This window comes from Streptomyces sp. NPDC028305 (assembly GCF_055569495.1).
The window spans coordinates 28,452-43,666 of sequence record NZ_JBVHTN010000009.1; the positions used below are offsets into that span (position 1 = coordinate 28,452).

Below are 15,215 nucleotides of genomic sequence, written 5' to 3' on the forward strand. Positions count from 1 at the left end.
CCCGCTCCCGCCGCCCCCGGCCGGATTCGCCCTCGCACCGCGCACGTCCGTCTCGACCACCTCGTAAGGACCGACCACGATGACCGCGCACACCGCACCGCCGCCGATGCAGGAGTCGCTGCTCGACATCGCCGGCAAGAAGATCTTCGTCGCGCAGACCGGTGACGGCCCGCCCGTCCTGCTGCTGCACGGCGGCGGCCCCGGCGCCTCCGGCGTCTCCAATTACAGCCGTAACATCGCCGAGTTGGCCCAGAAGTACCGGGTCATCGTGCCCGACCTGCCCGGGTACGGACGCAGCACCACGGGCGTCGACGGCACCGACCCCTTCGGCTACCTCGCCGACAACGTCCGCGGCCTGCTCGACCGACTCGGCCTGGACAAGGCCCACTTCGTCGGCGACTCCTACGGCGGCGCCTGCGCGCTGCGCCTGGCCCTGGACACCCCCGACCGGGTCGGCCGCATGGTGCTGATGGGCCCCGGTGGCGTCGGCACCACCCGTCTGTTCGTGCCGACGCCGGGCCTCAGCAGCCTGCTGAACTACTACACCGGCGAAGGGCCGTCACGGCTGAAACTGGAGAAGTTCATCCGCGATTACCTCGTCTTCAACGCAGCCCAGGTGCCCGACGAGATCATCGACGCCCGCTACCGGGACAGCATCGACCCCGAGGTCATCGCGAATCCGCCGCTGCGTCGCCCCTCCGGCCCGAAGGCGCTGCGCACCCTGTGGAAGATGGACTTCACCCGAGATGCCCGGCTCGCCCGGCTGTCCGTGCCCACCCTCGTGCTGTGGGGTGCCGCGGACAGGGTCAACCGGTCCAGCGGTGGCCGGATGCTGGCCGGGCGCATGCCCAACTGCGACCTGTACATGGTCGCGAACACCGGCCACTGGGTGCAGTGGGAGCACGCCGAGCTGTTCAACCGGATGTGCGCCGACTTCCTGGCAGGCCGCCGGTGAGCACGTACGACGCCCCGTCCGTCTTCGGCGCGGTCCATCTCGGCTACCTCGTCATCGAGACCAACCGCTTCGCCGACTGGCGCCGCTTCGGCACCGACGCCATCGGCATGCACCACGACGACCTCGACGCCGGCCTGATGCGCTTCCGCCTCGACGACCAGGAATGCCGTTTCCTGCTGCGGTGCGGACCTGCCGAGGACGTCGTCGCCACCGGCTGGCACCTCGACGACCACGCGACCCTCGAGCGGATCGAGGCCCGGGTACGCGCCCATGGCGTCCCCGTCGTGGAGGGCAGTGCCGAGGAGGCGAGGACACGCGGAGTCGAACGCCTGCTGCGGTTCCCCGGGCCCAAGGGCCTCACCCAGGAGATCTACACCACGCCGGTCGTCTCGCCGGAACCCCTGCGGATGCTCGCGTCCGGATGGATCACGGGTGACTCGGGCATGGGCCATGTCGCGATCACCTCGGCCAGACCGGCCCTGATGCGCGGCTACTTCAGCACCGTCTTCGACGCCCGTCTCACCGACTGCATCGACGAGACCATCAGCGGCGTCAAGCTCAGGATCCGCTTCCTGCGCGTCAACGAGCGCCACCACTCCCTCGCGATCGCCGCCGTCCGCGGTCTGCCGATCGACCCGGTCCACACCCGCGTCCAGCACCTCAACATCCAGGCCGCCGGCCTCGACGACCTGGCTCGCAGCTATGAGCGGGTGCATGAACTGGGCTTCGACATGGCCCTGTCCGTCGGTCAGCACACCAACGACAAGGAGCTGTCGTACTACGCCCGCACCCCCTCGGGCTTCGAGTGGGAGGTCGGCTGGAACCCCCTCGTGATCGACGAGAGCACCTGGGAGCCCAGCACGCACCAGGGCATCAGCGTCTGGGGCCACACCCCGGCCGGCCGGACCATCGTCGACAAACTCGCCCAGTTCCGCCTCGCGGCCCGCTCCCTCGCCCGCCCGGAGAAGACCGTTCCGGCCCTCAGCGGCGCCGGAAAACAGGGAAAGGTGATGAAATCACCAGAACTGTGACGTCGAAGCCCGCGTTGCTAGACTCACACGTATGCCGACGTCAGCACCGTCCCGCAACCGTTTCGAGCGGCGTCCCGCGCGCCTTGCGTGACCTGGAGGCCGGTGTCGCCTCCGGCCGGTTCACCGTCGCCGACCCGACCGTGGCGCTGCCCCCTGGGCGGCTCCCTGCCGGCGCTGGTGGAGCTGCGGTTCGCCTCCCCGGAACTCGACGGTGACGAGGCCGCGTCGAACCCCGCCGAGATGCTGCCGCACATGCCGGGCGTCCCGCCGGGGGGCGCCCGCGACGTCGCTCGGCGCCCGCTGCCCGAGCTCGACTGACGAGGGATGAGTGCCTTGCCCAAGCCTGCCGTCCGCGCCACCGTCCGCGAACCGATGCGGCGCAACTCGCGCTCCAACCGGGCCCGCATCCTGGCCGCCGCCCGGGAGGAGCTCGGCCGGAACCCCGATGTGACCCTGGAGGAGATCGCGCGGGCCGCCGGGGTGGTCCGCCGTACGCTCTTCGGGCACTTTCCGGGGCGCGCGGCCCTGCTGGACGCCCTCGCCGAGGAGGCGTCCGAGGCTCTGCGCGGCGTCGTGACCCGGGCGCCCGGCGCCGAGGAGACGCCCCAGCGGGCCCTGGCCCGGTTCGTGCTGTCGATCTGGCCCGTCGGCGACCGCTACCGGCTGCTTCTCGCGCTCGCCCGCCAGGACCTGGGCACGGAACGGGTGTCCGAGATCCTCGCCCCGGCCCGCGACGAGGCCACCGCCATCCTGGAGCGAGGTCAGGGGGCGGGCGTGTTCCACGACCACCTGCCCGCGGCGGTGCTGAGCGCCGCCCTGGAGGCCCTGACCCTCTCGCTGCTGGAGAGCGTCAACGCGGGGACGTGGGAGGACGACGGGACGCGCACCGCGGTGGCCACGCTGGTCGCGGCGGGTGTGTCCGATCAGTCGGCGACCGCGATCGTCGAGGACATGGCGTCGGAGCTGCGAGCCGAAGCCTCCGACGGCTGACCTAGGCGCCGACGGGCTCCGTACGGCCGAGTCCCTGGACCCGGGCGACGGCGAGGCGGCCGTCCGCGCCCACCGCGATCAGGGCGGCCGTCGCGGTGCGTGTGCCGTCGTCGTTCAAGGTCCCGGTGTTCACGCACTCCAGGAGTGCCAGCAGAAGCCTCTCGAGTGCTCTGCTCAGCGGCGCGGGCGGGACGCCGGTCCGGAAGACGCCCTGCTGCTGCCCGCGCTCGATGATCGCCGTCGCCATGTCGCGGGCGGGGGAGAGGATTTCGTTCGCGCGTTCCGTCCCCAGGTCCTGGGGCGCGAGCCTCAGCAGCATGCGATAGCGGTCGCCGACGGGCCACAGGGCCAGGACGAAGCGCGCCATGGCGGTGACGGGGTCGGGGTCCGGGGCCGCCACACCCGCGAGGGCGCGTCTCAGCGCCTCAGCGGCGTCCGCGGCGAGCCCTTCGATCAGCGCCGGCCGGCCGGCGAAGTGGTCGTAAACGGTGCGGCGCACCACGCCGGCGGCCTCGGCGATGTCGGTGAGGCTGCTGTCGGGATCGCGGCCGAGCTCCTGCCGTGCCGCCTCGAGGATGCGGGCCCGGGTGTGCCGCGTCCGGCGGCGCTCGCCCCCCGTGACATGCGTGCTGGTCATGTCGGACCTCCGGTCGACGGGAGAGGGCGGCTCAATATTTGCACGTCGATGGGCAACAAACTAGTCTGCACATCGATGAGCAAATAACTGCCCGCGGTGCCGTGGCCGTGCTCGCACTGCTCCCGCCGATCCGCGCGTACCCGTAGCCGCCGCTACGCACTGAGGAGCTCCGATGCCGTTCTTCGTCAACACACCGGCCGAGAAGATGACGGCGCCCTATCCACGGCGCTGGTGGGCCCTGCTGGTGCTGTGCCTGAGCCTGCTGATCGTCGTCATGGCGAACACGTCACTGATCGTGGCGGCGCCCGACATGACCCGGGATCTCGGCCTGTCCAGCAGTGACCTTCAGTGGGTCATCGACGGCTACACGGTCCCGTACGCCGCGTTGATGCTCGTACTGGGTTCGATCGGGGACAAGTACAGCCGCCGCGGTGCGCTGATCCTGGGCCTGCTGATCTTCACGGGCGGCTCGGTGATGGGCGGCCTGGTCGACGAGACCAACCTGGTCATCACCGCCCGCGCGATCATGGGTGTGGGCGCCGCCGTCGTGATGCCGGCCACCCTCTCCCTGCTCGTCGCGATCTTCCCGAGGGCGGAGCGCGCCAAGGCCATCACGGCCTGGAGCGCCACCTCCGGCCTCGCCATCGCCGCCGGCCCGCTGGCTGCCGGATGGCTTCTGGAGAGCCACGCCTGGGGCTCCACCTTCCTGATGAACGTCCCCGTCGCGGTCCTCGGCGTCGTCGGCGCGCTGCTCCTGGTGCCGCCGTCCAAGGCGGAGAAGATGGGCCGGATCGACTACGTCGGCGGTCTGCTCTCGATCGTCTCCGTCGGCAGCCTGGTCTACGCGACCATCGAGGGTCCGCACTTCGGGTGGGGCGTCGGCCCGGTCACCGCGGCCGTGGTCGCCGGCGTCGGCCTGCTTGCCTTCGCCGCCTGGGAGCTGCGCCACCCGCACCCCATGCTGAACGTGCGCAAGTTCAAGGAGCGCGCCTTCAGCGGCTCGATGCTCGCGGTGCTGTTCTTCTTCTTCGGCACCTTCGGCTCGATCTACTACGCCACCCAGTTCCTCCAGTTCATCCTCGGCTACGACGCGCTGGAGACCGGCATCCGACTGTTGCCGCTGGCCGGAGCCGTCTTCGCCGGCGCCGCGGTGACCGGCCGGCTGGCCCCGAAGCTGGGCGTGAAGCCGGTGGTCGGGACCGGCATGGCGATCGGCACGGCGGGCGTCTTCCTGCTCACGCGGATCGAGTCGGGCTCGACGTACACCGACTTCCTGGCGCCGCTGCTGCTGCTCGGCTTCGCCATCGGCCTGAGCCTGGCCCCGGCCACCGACACCGTCATGGGCTCCTTCCCCGAGTCGGAGTTGGGCGTCGGCGGCGGTGCCAACGACACCGCGCTGGAACTCGGGGGCTCCCTGGGCATCGCGATCCTCGGCTCGCTGCTGGGCACCGCCTACCGCGACAAGCTGACCGACCTGGTCGGCGGCCACCTCCCGGCCGCCGCGCTGGACATCGCCAAGGACTCGGCGGGTGGCGGCCTCGCCGTCGCCGAGCAGGTCGCGAAGAACCCCGGCGGCGGGCCCCAGCAGGCCCAGGCCCTGGTCGACGCGGTCCATGAGTCCTTCGCCCACGCCGTCGCCCACACCAGCCTCATCGGCGCCGCCATCATGGCCGTAGGAACCCTGATCGTCGTCGCGGTCCTGCCCGCCCGAAAGGCCGCGGGAAAGCACCGCGAGGAGGGGCCGGTGGCGGAAGCGGACCGGGCCGAGGAGCACGCGGACGCCGTTCGGTGATCCGCCCGGACCCCCGGGAACCCTGCCCGGCCTCGCCCCGACGAGGCCGGGCAGGCGCCCGTCGCGGTCAGGACGCGGGCTGTGTCACCTTGGTGGCGGGCTTGCCGTCGACCGCGGCGGCCAGTTGCGGGACCAGCCGGTCGAGCGTGTACGGCAGGCTCAGGACTGTCACGAAGGAGATGGCGTTCCCGTAGTCGCTGGACTCCTTGACGAACACCTCGCGGTCCTGTTCGGCCACCTTGAGATCGGCGTAGAGGGGGTTCTTGCCGAGCTTGGCCTCGTCCTCGGCCGGGTCGGCGACGATCCACACGATCGCGTCGGTGTCCAGCAGATCGGTGCGTTCCTTGCTGATGTTGGCGCCGAACTCGTCACCGATCACCTTGTCCAGGTCGGCGGGGAGGGTGAAGCCGAGATCGGTGAGGACACGGGAGCGGGGGTCCTGGCTGCCGAAGACGAAGATGCCGTCGTAGGGGGTGGCCATCACCGCGTCCGCCCCCGCGAAGGCCGGGTGCTCGGCGGTCGCGGCCTTGAAATCGGCCTGGACGCCCTTGACCAGCTCCTTCGCCTTGGTCTGCTGCCCGAGCGCGGTACCGATGATCTCGGTCTGCCGCTGCCACGGAACGCCGAAGTCGTTGTACTCCTTGGGCTGGGCGACCACGGGCGCGAATTTCGACAGGGTCTCGTACTGCTCCTTGGTGAGGCCGCCGTAGACCGCGAGGATCAGGTCCGGCCGGAGCGCGGCGATCTTCTCCGTCTGCGGCCCCGTGCCGGTGTCCTTGAGCACGGTCGGCGTCTCCGCGTCGCCCAGTTCGTCCCGGGCCCAGGGGCCGATGGCGCCCTTGTATCCGCCGTTCCACTCGGTGGTACCGACCGGAACCCTGCCCAGGGCGAGCACGGCGTCCTGGTCGGTCAGCCCGACCGTGACGATCCGCTTGGGCTCGCTCTTGACGGTGGCGCTGCCGTACTTGTGCGCGATGGTCACCGGAAAGGCGCCGCCCGAGGCGGCCGGCTTCCCGTCGTCGGTCCCGGAGTCCTCCCCGGAGCCGCAGGCGGTGGCGGTGCCGAACAGGAGCAGTACGGAGGCGAGTACCGCGGCGAGCCGGGTGCCTCTCAAAGAGCCGCGCATCAGTGGTCCTTCATGGTCGGGTCGGTCGGGTCGGTGCCGTGACGGTGCGTGGTGGGTGTGCGGCCGCGGGCCGCGCACTCGGTGGCCCACCCCAGGAGGCGGACTCGGTCCCCAGCCACCAGGCCGGCGCTAAGTCGATATCCGGCGCTCCCGGTGGTGGCGCCCCATCGGGATGACCATCGGGGTGCCGCTGACCGGGTCCGGGGCGACCTGACAGCTGAGGGCGAAGACGTCCTCGACCGTCTCGGCGGTGATGACCTCGGCGGGGGCGCCCTCGGCGACGATCCGCCCCGCCTTCATGGCCACCACGTGGTCGGCGTAGCGGCAGGCCTGGTTGAGGTCGTGCAGCACCATCACCACGGTGCGGCTCTCCCGCCGGTTGAGGTCGGTGACCAGGTCCAGGACATCGATCTGGTGCGCCAGGTCCAGATAGGTCGTCGGCTCGTCCAGCAGCAGCGCCGCGGTGCCCTGGGCCACCGCCATGGCGATCCAGGCGCGCTGGCGCTGGCCGCCGGACAGTTCGTCCAGCGGCCGGTCCGCCAGCTCGGCCATGCCGGTGGCGGCCAGCGCCCGGTGAACGGCCTGCTCGTCGGCGCTCGACCACTGCCGCCACCACGTCTGGTGCGGTGAACGGCCGCGCCCCACCAGGTCGATGACGGTCAGCCCGTCCGGCGCGGCCGGGCTCTGGGGCAGGATGCCCAGCCGCTGGGCCAGCTCCCTGGTCGGGATGGAGCGCAGATCCCGGCCGTCGAGGTGGACGGCGCCCCCGCGCGGCGCGAGCAGCCGGGCCAGGGCGCGCAGCAGGGTGGACTTGCCGCAGGCGTTGGCGCCGACGATGGCCGTGATCCGGCCGGGGGGTACGGCCAGGTCGAGGCCGTCCACCACCGGCCGGTTGTCGTAGGCCAGGCGCAGACCACTCGCCCGCAGGTCCGGGTCGGGCGCCGACAGGGGATCAGCCGACATGGATCAACCTCCTGAGCCCGCGCGGTTGGCGCGGACGAGCAGCCAGAGCAGGACGGGCGCGCCGAGCACGCCGGTGACGATTCCCACCGGCAGCTCCGTGCCGGAGATCAGGGTGCGGGCGATGAGGTCGCCGCCGAGCACCATCAGCGCCCCGGCCAGCCCCGAGGCGACCGTGGGCGGCCAGGCGGTGCCCGCCAGCCGCTGGGCGATCTGCGGTGCGGCGAGCGCCACGAACGCGACCGGGCCGGCCGCCGCAGTGGCGAAGGCGATCAGCCCCACGCCGGTGAGCAGGACGGCGAGCCGCACCGGCTGCACCCGGGTGCCGAGGCCGGTGGCGACGTCGTCACCGAGTTGCAGGGTGCGCAGCAGCCGGCCCAGCAGCAGCGCCGTCGGCAGCAGCACCGCCAGGGCGGCGACGAGCGGCACGGTCTGGGACCACGTCCGGCCGTTGAGGTTGCCCACCAGCCAGCCGAGGGCGGCCTGCGCCTGGAAGCGGCCGCCCTTGGCCATCAGGTAGTCGGTGGCGCTGGTGCAGATCCAGGCCACCCCGATGCCCACCAGAATGATCCGGTAGCCGGTGGCGCCGCGCCGCCAGGCGAGCGCGTACACGGCCACCGCGGTGACGAGCGCGCCGAGCAGTCCGAGCGTCTGGGTGCCGAGCCCGCCGTCCCAGCCCAGCACGATGCCCGCCACCACGGCGGTGCCCGCGCCCTGGGTGAGGCCGATCATGTCCGGGCTGGCGAGCGGATTGCGGGTCATGGTCTGGAAGAGGCCACCGGAGACGCCGAAGGCGATCCCGGCCAGCAGGCCGACCAGGGCCCGCGGCAGCCGGAGCTCCCGGACCACCAGGACGGTGGCCGGGTCGCCGGAGCCGGTCAGGGCGCGTACGACATCGGTGAAGGCGATCGGGTAGTCGCCGATCGACAGTCCCCAGCAGAACAGGAGGAAGACGGCGGCGGCGAGCAGCGCGCACAGCGCCACCAGCCGGGGCCGGAGAATCCCGGACACGGGCGGTACGGTGAGCCGGTAGCCGCGGAAGGACCCTAGGGGCGGACGTCCTTCGGCGGCCGGGCTCCTCGGCGGCCGGGGCGTGGAGCGGAAGACGGCCATCGTCACACCTCCGCCAGCCTGCGCCGGCGGACCAGGGCGATGAAGAACGGCCCGCCGATGAAGGCGACGATGACCCCGGCCTGCACCTCGGTGGGCCGGGCGATCATCCGGCCGACGATGTCCGCGGCGAGCAGCAGACCGGCAGCGAGCACGGCGGACAGCGGCAGCAGCCAGCGGTGGTCCGGGCCGAGCCCCGCCGACTGGGCGAGGACGCGGGCGAGGTGAGGGACCACCAGGCCGATGAAGACGACCGGCCCGATGGCCGCGACCGCCGCGCCGGTCAGCAGGGTGATCGCGGCGACCCCCTGGAGCCGGACCAGGCCCAGCCGCCGCCCCAGCGAGGTCGCCACGTCGTCGCCGAGGGCCAGGCTGTTGAGGGCCGGTGCGCAGGCGAGGGCCAGGGCGGCGCCCGCGAGAAGGAAGGGCAGCATACGCAGCACCGTGGCACCGTCCTGGTCCGCCATCGAACCGGCCGACCAGAAGCGGAAGCGGTCCAGCGCGTCGGGGTCGGTCAGCACGACGGCGCTGGTGAGCGACGAGAGCAGCGAGGTCACCGAGATGCCGGCGAGGGCCAGCTTGACCGGTGACGGGCCGGAGCGCCCGAGCCCGCCGAGGAGATAGACCAGGACGCTCGCGGCGAGCGCGCCGGCGAAGGCGAACCAGATGTACCCGTGGAACGAGCCGAGCCCGAAGACCCCCGCCGCCAGCACGATGGCGAACGACGCGCCCGCGCTGACCCCCAGCACCCCGGGGTCCGCGAGCGGATTGCGGGTCAGGGCCTGCATGACGGCGCCGGACAGGCCGAGCGCGGCGCCCGCCGTGAGGCCGAGCGCGGTACGCGGCACCCGGGCCGACCAGACGACGTTGTCCACCAGCCGGCTCGGCGGGTCGCCGAACAGCGCCCGCACCACCTGGTCCGGCGGGACACTGGCCGCGCCGAGGGTCAGGGACAGCAGACAGATCATCCCCAGCGCCACGACCAGCAGCGTCATGAGCAGCAGGGGACGGGCTCTCTCGCCTCGCCTCACCGCGTGGTCTCCGACGGGCAACTCCGTTGAATCCGGAGTGGTTTCATCGCCCTGCGGAACATGGGATCCCCCACTCAGCGCCCCCTTTGATTAGGTAAACCTTACCTTAGTTTGATCGCGAACCTCCGGCTGAGCCGCGCGCGACGCACAGCACGGCATCCGACCCGTCGCGCGGTGGGATCGGTATCGTCCGCTCCAAGGCACCAGGCCCGCGGCGCGGCAGCCCACGCGGAGGAGGAACACGATGGTCGATCGCGGTTCCGCGGCGCTGCCGCCGGAGGCTCGTCGGCCGAGCGCGTACGACACGGCGCGTCTCGGGCTGGTGGTCGGCGCGCTCGGGGTGGTCTTCGGCGACATCGGAACCAGCCCGATCTACACCCTCCAGACCGTGTTCAACCCGAGCGACCCACACCCCGTCCCGGTCACCACGGAGAACGTGTACGGGGTGGTGTCGCTCGTGTTCTGGTCGGTGGTGATCATCGTGATGGTCACCTATGTGCTGCTGGCGATGCGCGCCGACAACGACGGCGAGGGCGGCATCATGGCGCTGATCACGCTGCTGCGACGGTGGAACTCACAGCAGGGCCGGCGCGCCACCGCCGCACTGGCCGCGCTGGGCATCCTCGGCGCGTCGCTGTTCTTCGGCGACAGCATGATCACCCCGGCGATCTCGGTGCTGTCCGCGGTCGAGGGGCTCAAGGTCGTCGAGTCGTCGCTGGAAAGCGCGGTCGTGCCGATCACAGCGGCGATCATCGTGGTCCTGTTCGTGGTGCAGCGCAGGGGAACCGCGGCGGTGGGCCGGGTGTTCGGGCCGGTGATGATCGCCTGGTTCCTGGCCATCGGCGCATGCGGTGTCCTCGGCATCGCCGACCACCCGGAGATCCTCAGGGCGCTGTCGCCGACGTACGCCCTGGGCTTTCTGTACGGCCATTTCGGCACCGCCTTCTTCGCCCTGGCCGCGGTCGTGCTCGCGGTCACCGGCGCCGAGGCGCTCTACGCCGACATGGGCCACTTCGGCCGCCGGTCGATCACCCGCGCCTGGCTGGTCCTCGTCTTCCCGGCGTGCGTGCTGAGCTACCTCGGCCAGGGCGCCCTGATCCTCGCCGATCCGCGCAACATCAGCAGCCCGTTCTTCCTGCTCACACCCGACTGGGGACGGCTGCCTATGGTCCTGCTGGCCACGGCGGCGACGGTGATCGCCTCCCAGGCGGTGATCACCGGCGCGTACTCGGTGGCCTCACAGGCCGCCCAGCTCGGCTATCTGCCGAGGCTGCGGATCGCGTACACCTCCGAGTCCACCATGGGCCAGGTCTATGTCCCCTGGGTCAACTGGCTGCTGATGGTCTCGGTCCTCACCCTGATCTTCGCCTTCCGCAGTTCCACGGCGCTGGCCTTCGCGTTCGGCATGGCGGTCACCGGCACCATCACCATCACCACCCTGCTGTTCTTCCACGTCGCCCGCGCCAAGTGGGGCACGCCCGTCTGGCTGCTCACCATCGGCGCGACCGCGCTGCTCCTCGTGGACCTGCTGTTCGTGGCGGCCAACCTGACCAAGCTCGTCCACGGCGCATGGCTGCCGCTGCTGATCGGCCTCACGGTGTTCACCATCATGACGACCTGGCAGCGCGGCCGTGAGCTCGTCACCGCGGAGCGGGTACGGCTCGAGGGCTCGCTGAGCGAGTTCATCGAACAGCTCCGCGGCGGGAGAGCGACGCTGCTCCGGGTCCCCGGCACGGCGGTCTTCCTCAACCGGGGCAGGCAGACCGCGCCACTGGCCCTGCGGGCCAACGTTCAGCACAACCACGTGCGCCACGACCACGTCGTGATCCTGTCCATCGAGACCGAGCCCGTGCCCCGCGTCCCCGCCGACGAGCGGACCGTCATCGACGACCTCGGCTACGCCGACGACGGGATCGTCTATGTCGCCGCCCGGTTCGGCTACATGGAGACGCCGGACGCGCCCGGCACGCTGGCGATGCTCGATCCGGCCCGGACCGAGGGGCGGTTGCGGCTCGACGAGGCGTCCTACTTCCTGTCGAAGATCGAGCTCCGGCGCGGGACGGCCACAACGATGGCGCCCTGGCGCAAGCGGCTGTTCATCGCCACCTCCTACATCACGGCCGACGCCGCCGAGTACTTCGGCCTTCCCCGCGACCGCACGGTCATCATGGGCTCGCGCATCGAGGTGTAGGCGCGCGCCGGCCGCCGAGGGCGGTCCGGGGCTCGGAACGCGGTCGGCGGCGTCACCGGACACCCGCCAGGCCCTTCGCCCGGCCGTTGCCGTCGTACGCCGCGCCGCCGATGTCGTTCCTCAGGATGTAGGGGGCGTCCGCGTCCGGGTGGCCCGGGTTGGCCTTGGCCCACTCGTCGGCCAGCGCCGCCAGCAGCCCCTCCCGCACCGTGAAGGTCTCGCTGTTGTCGGCGCTCAGCTTCTCGTGGATCCGCCGCTGCTCCTCCTGCTGCCAGGCGTACGCGACCGCGTCGACGCCGCGCTGGGCGATGTCGCCGACGCCGGGGATGAAGTTGGCCGCTCCGCCGACGAGGTGGTAGCCCCATTTCGCCTTCCACGAGGGGTCCTCTTTGCCGGTCTCCAGCGCCAGACAGCGGGCCTCCTCCAGGAAGCCGACCGTGTGCCCGGCCCGCAGCAGCGTCTCCCGCGGATCGCCCGTGCCGCCGGTGCCGTCCGCGTGGATGTCGCGGACCATCTCGCGGTTGAGGCCCTCGTTGAGAACGCCGTACGCGTCCTGGTCCCGCGAGATCTGCTTGGCCACCTCCAGCAGCTGTGCGCGGTCCAGCGGGCTGGATCCGGGGTCGAGGGCGCCGGCGGCGCGATGCACCTCGTCGCCGTGGTTGGCGAGGACCTTCGCCATGTCGTCCCGCATCTCCGGTGGGAAGCCGTCTCCCGTCTGCGCGAGATAGCCGAGTGAGCGCTCCAGGACCCTTCGGTGGTCGGTGGTGTGTTCCACGAAGGGCGCGTTCCTGTCGTCCGGGTCCAGGCCCGTGACCGCGGCGAAGAGCGCCGCGCCGGTGGCGTCCCGGCTCGCGACGGGGTCGCCGGGCGGGCCGTCCGGGAAGGCGGGGCGGTCCCGGAGGAGGTACTGGGCGTTGTCCCGTGGCGCGGTGGTGGCGAAGAACTCCGTGGCGGCCGCGGGGTGGTGGCCGAGCGCTTTGAGGAAGCCGGTCATGGGGTCGCGGCCGAAGTCGGTGCCGGCGCCGAAGTCGAGATGGTTGTTCTGGACGAGCGGCCCGTTCCAGAAGTTGCGCGGCACCTTCATGGCCCGGTCCGTTCCGACCAGGGCGTTGCCGTAGTCGCTGAGGAAGCGCTTGTCGTACACGCCGTCGCGCATCAGGTTGCTCATGACCTGGAAGCCGTACGCGCTCTGGTGGTCGGGCAGGTCGAGCACCCGCGGGCCGAGATCGATGACCTCCCTCTTCCACGCGCGCATCCGCGGGCTGTCGCTGTGCGACGCCTGGGCCAGCACCAGCCCGAGGTGTTTCTGTATCTCGCCGAGCTCCTTCACGCGTGCGCCGCCGGGACGCGGGGACCGGCGCGGGTCGGTGAGGGCCGCGTAGAAGTCGAGCGTGGACCGGGCGCCCAGACCGGTGGCGAAGCGCTCGGCGAAGACGGGGTCGTCCCTGTTGGCCGCGAGCAGCGAGTCGAGCCGGGCCAACCGCGCGTCGGTCAGCGAGGCGCCCTGGGCGGCCAGTGCGAGGGCGGCGTCGGCGTCCCTGGCCGCCTGCTCGCGGTCCTGCCGCCGGTAGTCCTCGAGGGAGGTGTAGTGGTCGCTGCCGAAGTCGTACGGGTGCCCGGCCAGGATGTCGTCGAGCGCTCGTGCCACCGTCTCGTCGGCCTCGGCTGCCTGGTCGACGGCGTGCTTGATCCGGTCCCGTACGGCGTCCACGGTCTCGGCGGACGGGCCGGGGTCGGTGTTGCCCGTGCCACGCCGGTCGGGGTGCAGGGAGCGTACGACGACACCGTCGGGCCAGATCGTCACCCTGGTGGGAGGGTGGTCCGCGATCTGCCGCAGCGCCTCCTTGGCGGCGGTGAAGGCGGCCAGCGCGTCGCGCAGGACGTTGCGGATGCTGGTGGCCTGGGTGAGCGCGTCCTCGAACTCCTGGGCGGTCTTGTCGACGAACGGCCTGGTCACTGCGGCGTTCGCGCCCTCCCAGCGGGCCGTGTCCGACCGGGCCTTCAGCCCGCTCCGGGCCTCGTCGGCCAGCTCCTCCAGCTTGGTGATCATGGCCGACCAGTCCTCGACCGCGTCATTGAGCCTGCTCAGACGCGCGTGCAGGACGTGCTCGAACGTCAGCTCGGTCATCCCCGTGTCCCTCGTGCCTCTCGTCGCTCTAGCGGTAGTACTCGGCGATCCGGGACGGGGTCATCAGCCGCCTGCGCGCGTCGTGCATCCCGGTCTCGATCTTGGCGTCCTCTTCGCGGTAGCGCGTGGCGGAGTGGTCCAGGTGGTTGGAGATATGGGCACACGCCTCCAGCAGCGTGTCCACCTGCGTCTGCCAGGTGTCCGCGAGCCTGGTGAGCGCGGAGCCGGTCGCGAAGTGGTCCTTGGCGAGTTCGGCCCCCGCGGCCTCGCTGTTGACCTTCGCGTGCCGACCGGCGGCGCGCAGCCCGCCGTGCAATCGGTACGCGGCGTGACCCACCCGCCCCAAGTCGTCCCGCCCGGCCACCAGGGCCTTGGCCCGCTGCCATTCGTCATCGAACGACATATGCGCCGTCCCCCCTCGATCTCATGGTCATGGCGGAACACGCTACGCAGCGCCGACGGCGCTCGCCGACGCCGTTCGGCAACTCTGACGACTTGATAACGCTCGCGGCGGCCAACATTGACGGCGCTCTGACGCCCCCGAACACATCGTGCGGGTCGGGCGTCAGAGCGGTGTCAAGGATGGGCGCCACGGCGTCAGGGCGGCGTCAGTCTCGGTGCCCGGCCGGGCGCACTGCCGCGCACCGTGCCTCACGTGAACCGCATGGAGAGGGGAGCCAGGCCCGACGGCACGACCGGTGACTGCCACTGGCGGCCGGACGCCCGGTGCGCGGGATTCTGCGCACTGGGGTTCGCCGGGCTGACGCTCCTGCTCGACTGGGGCTCGGGCGGGCTCACCGTGGCGCGCGCCGATCTGTGGGCCGTGCTGGGGGTGCTGGTGCTCATCGCGCTGCGGCCGCCACGGGTGAGCGCGGGCGACGGGTGGCTCGCGGTGCGTGGCCTCGTACGCGAGCGCAGGGTGTGCACCGACGCCCTGGTTTCGGTGCGGCGGGACGGCGCCATCGCCACCCGCCTCGTCCTGCGGGACGCGTACGGCGGCTCGGTGGCCCTCGACCCCGAGATCCTGGTCGCCAATTCGCTGCTGTGGCACCGGCTGGACGCCGGGGCCCGCCGCTCGCGCGAGCGCGGCACCCTGCGGTACGGCGTGAGCACCCTGTGGCAACTGGGCGAGCGCATCGACGGGGGAACGGCCCGGGACGTGTTCAGGGCCTCCGGGCTGGAGTAGAGAGATCCGCCGGACATGGCCGACCGGGCCTCGTCAAGGCGGTGTCAATCTCTCCGCGCGCAGCGCAAGAGAAGCGTC

At 71.8% G+C, this 15,215-nt stretch carries 13 protein-coding genes and 1 pseudogene; 7 read left to right on the forward strand and 7 right to left on the reverse strand.

What is annotated here, in order from left to right; all coding sequences use genetic code 11:
- Nucleotides 1-79 precede the first annotated feature (79 nt).
- From ACZ4WQ_RS35905 to ACZ4WQ_RS35920, 4 genes and pseudogenes are all read left to right on the forward strand, one after another.
- A complete protein-coding gene (locus tag ACZ4WQ_RS35905; RefSeq protein ID WP_398374919.1) occupies nucleotides 80-955 on the forward strand; it encodes an alpha/beta fold hydrolase in 876 nt (291 codons plus the stop codon).
- Nucleotides 952-1,986 carry a VOC family protein gene (locus ACZ4WQ_RS35910; RefSeq protein WP_398374921.1) on the forward strand — a complete coding sequence of 345 codons (1,035 nt, stop codon included), beginning with the start codon at nucleotides 952-954 and terminating at the stop codon, nucleotides 1,984-1,986. Before ACZ4WQ_RS35905 ends, ACZ4WQ_RS35910 begins: the two co-directional genes overlap by 4 nt.
- Before the next feature lie 77 nt (nucleotides 1,987-2,063).
- Nucleotides 2,064-2,304 (forward strand): annotated as a pseudogene (locus ACZ4WQ_RS35915) (TetR/AcrR family transcriptional regulator); the annotation flags it as partial.
- Between the two features lie 54 nt (nucleotides 2,305-2,358).
- The gene (locus ACZ4WQ_RS35920) at nucleotides 2,359-2,976 is read left to right on the forward strand and encodes a TetR/AcrR family transcriptional regulator (protein WP_311724165.1); all 618 of its coding nucleotides are present in this window, start codon (nucleotides 2,359-2,361) and stop codon (nucleotides 2,974-2,976) included.
- A gap of 1 nt (nucleotide 2,977) precedes the next feature.
- Here ACZ4WQ_RS35920 and ACZ4WQ_RS35925 read toward each other — a convergent pair whose 3' ends face one another.
- A complete protein-coding gene (locus ACZ4WQ_RS35925; RefSeq protein WP_398374924.1) occupies nucleotides 2,978-3,613 on the reverse strand; it encodes a TetR/AcrR family transcriptional regulator in 636 nt (211 codons plus the stop codon).
- A gap of 172 nt (nucleotides 3,614-3,785) precedes the next feature.
- On the opposite strand from ACZ4WQ_RS35925, the gene ACZ4WQ_RS35930 reads away from it, so the two are divergent.
- Nucleotides 3,786-5,405, forward strand: coding sequence for an MFS transporter (locus tag ACZ4WQ_RS35930; protein ID WP_398374926.1), 1,620 nt, complete (start codon nucleotides 3,786-3,788; stop codon nucleotides 5,403-5,405).
- A gap of 67 nt (nucleotides 5,406-5,472) precedes the next feature.
- Here the strand turns inward: ACZ4WQ_RS35930 and ACZ4WQ_RS35935 are convergent, their stop codons facing one another.
- From ACZ4WQ_RS35935 to ACZ4WQ_RS35950, 4 genes are all read right to left on the reverse strand, one after another.
- Nucleotides 5,473-6,531, reverse strand: coding sequence for an iron-siderophore ABC transporter substrate-binding protein (locus tag ACZ4WQ_RS35935; protein WP_398374927.1), 1,059 nt, complete (start codon nucleotides 6,529-6,531; stop codon nucleotides 5,473-5,475).
- 129 nt (nucleotides 6,532-6,660) lie between these two features.
- Nucleotides 6,661-7,479 (reverse strand): ABC transporter ATP-binding protein, encoded by an 819-nt coding sequence (locus ACZ4WQ_RS35940; RefSeq protein WP_394816745.1) that lies wholly within the window; start codon nucleotides 7,477-7,479, stop codon nucleotides 6,661-6,663.
- A gap of 18 nt (nucleotides 7,480-7,497) precedes the next feature.
- Nucleotides 7,498-8,604 (reverse strand): FecCD family ABC transporter permease, encoded by a 1,107-nt coding sequence (locus ACZ4WQ_RS35945; protein WP_398374929.1) that lies wholly within the window; start codon nucleotides 8,602-8,604, stop codon nucleotides 7,498-7,500.
- Between the two features lie 2 nt (nucleotides 8,605-8,606).
- The gene (locus tag ACZ4WQ_RS35950) at nucleotides 8,607-9,596 is read right to left on the reverse strand and encodes a FecCD family ABC transporter permease (protein WP_311723912.1); all 990 of its coding nucleotides are present in this window, start codon (nucleotides 9,594-9,596) and stop codon (nucleotides 8,607-8,609) included.
- 280 nt (nucleotides 9,597-9,876) lie between these two features.
- On the opposite strand from ACZ4WQ_RS35950, the gene ACZ4WQ_RS35955 reads away from it, so the two are divergent.
- Nucleotides 9,877-11,823 carry a potassium transporter Kup gene (locus ACZ4WQ_RS35955; RefSeq protein ID WP_311723913.1) on the forward strand — a complete coding sequence of 649 codons (1,947 nt, stop codon included), beginning with the start codon at nucleotides 9,877-9,879 and terminating at the stop codon, nucleotides 11,821-11,823.
- 52 nt (nucleotides 11,824-11,875) lie between these two features.
- On the opposite strand, the gene ACZ4WQ_RS35960 is transcribed toward ACZ4WQ_RS35955, so the two are convergent.
- Together ACZ4WQ_RS35960 and ACZ4WQ_RS35965 are read right to left on the reverse strand one after the other, a co-directional pair.
- Complete coding sequence (locus ACZ4WQ_RS35960) at nucleotides 11,876-13,951, reverse strand: hypothetical protein (RefSeq protein WP_468022715.1); 2,076 nt, start codon at nucleotides 13,949-13,951, stop codon at nucleotides 11,876-11,878.
- 28 nt (nucleotides 13,952-13,979) lie between these two features.
- Nucleotides 13,980-14,354 (reverse strand): hypothetical protein, encoded by a 375-nt coding sequence (locus ACZ4WQ_RS35965; RefSeq protein ID WP_311723917.1) that lies wholly within the window; start codon nucleotides 14,352-14,354, stop codon nucleotides 13,980-13,982.
- A 261-nt stretch (nucleotides 14,355-14,615) separates the two neighbouring features.
- Here ACZ4WQ_RS35965 and ACZ4WQ_RS35970 point away from each other — a divergent pair, with 261 nt between their 5' ends.
- Nucleotides 14,616-15,137: a hypothetical protein gene (locus ACZ4WQ_RS35970; RefSeq protein ID WP_398375210.1), complete on the forward strand. Its 522-nt coding sequence runs from the start codon at nucleotides 14,616-14,618 to the stop codon at nucleotides 15,135-15,137.
- The last annotated feature ends 78 nt before the right edge of the window (nucleotides 15,138-15,215 follow it).

Excerpts from the sequence above, each read along its gene's own strand:
- ACZ4WQ_RS35905 (WP_398374919.1), top strand. The coding sequence starts at position 80 with ATGACCGCGCACACCGCACCGCCGCCGATGCAGGAGTCGCTGCTCGAC.
- ACZ4WQ_RS35920 (WP_311724165.1), top strand. The coding sequence starts at position 2,359 with ATGCGGCGCAACTCGCGCTCCAACCGGGCCCGCATCCTGGCCGCCGCC.
- ACZ4WQ_RS35925 (WP_398374924.1), bottom strand. The coding sequence starts at position 3,613 with ATGACCAGCACGCATGTCACGGGGGGCGAGCGCCGCCGGACGCGGCAC.
- ACZ4WQ_RS35930 (WP_398374926.1), top strand. The coding sequence starts at position 3,786 with ATGCCGTTCTTCGTCAACACACCGGCCGAGAAGATGACGGCGCCCTAT.
- ACZ4WQ_RS35935 (WP_398374927.1), bottom strand. The coding sequence starts at position 6,531 with ATGCGCGGCTCTTTGAGAGGCACCCGGCTCGCCGCGGTACTCGCCTCC.
- ACZ4WQ_RS35945 (WP_398374929.1), bottom strand. The coding sequence starts at position 8,604 with ATGGCCGTCTTCCGCTCCACGCCCCGGCCGCCGAGGAGCCCGGCCGCC.
- ACZ4WQ_RS35950 (WP_311723912.1), bottom strand. The coding sequence starts at position 9,596 with ATGACGCTGCTGGTCGTGGCGCTGGGGATGATCTGTCTGCTGTCCCTG.
- ACZ4WQ_RS35955 (WP_311723913.1), top strand. The coding sequence starts at position 9,877 with ATGGTCGATCGCGGTTCCGCGGCGCTGCCGCCGGAGGCTCGTCGGCCG.
- ACZ4WQ_RS35960 (WP_468022715.1), bottom strand. The coding sequence starts at position 13,951 with ATGACCGAGCTGACGTTCGAGCACGTCCTGCACGCGCGTCTGAGCAGG.
- ACZ4WQ_RS35965 (WP_311723917.1), bottom strand. The coding sequence starts at position 14,354 with ATGTCGTTCGATGACGAATGGCAGCGGGCCAAGGCCCTGGTGGCCGGG.
- ACZ4WQ_RS35970 (WP_398375210.1), top strand. The coding sequence starts at position 14,616 with ATGGAGAGGGGAGCCAGGCCCGACGGCACGACCGGTGACTGCCACTGG.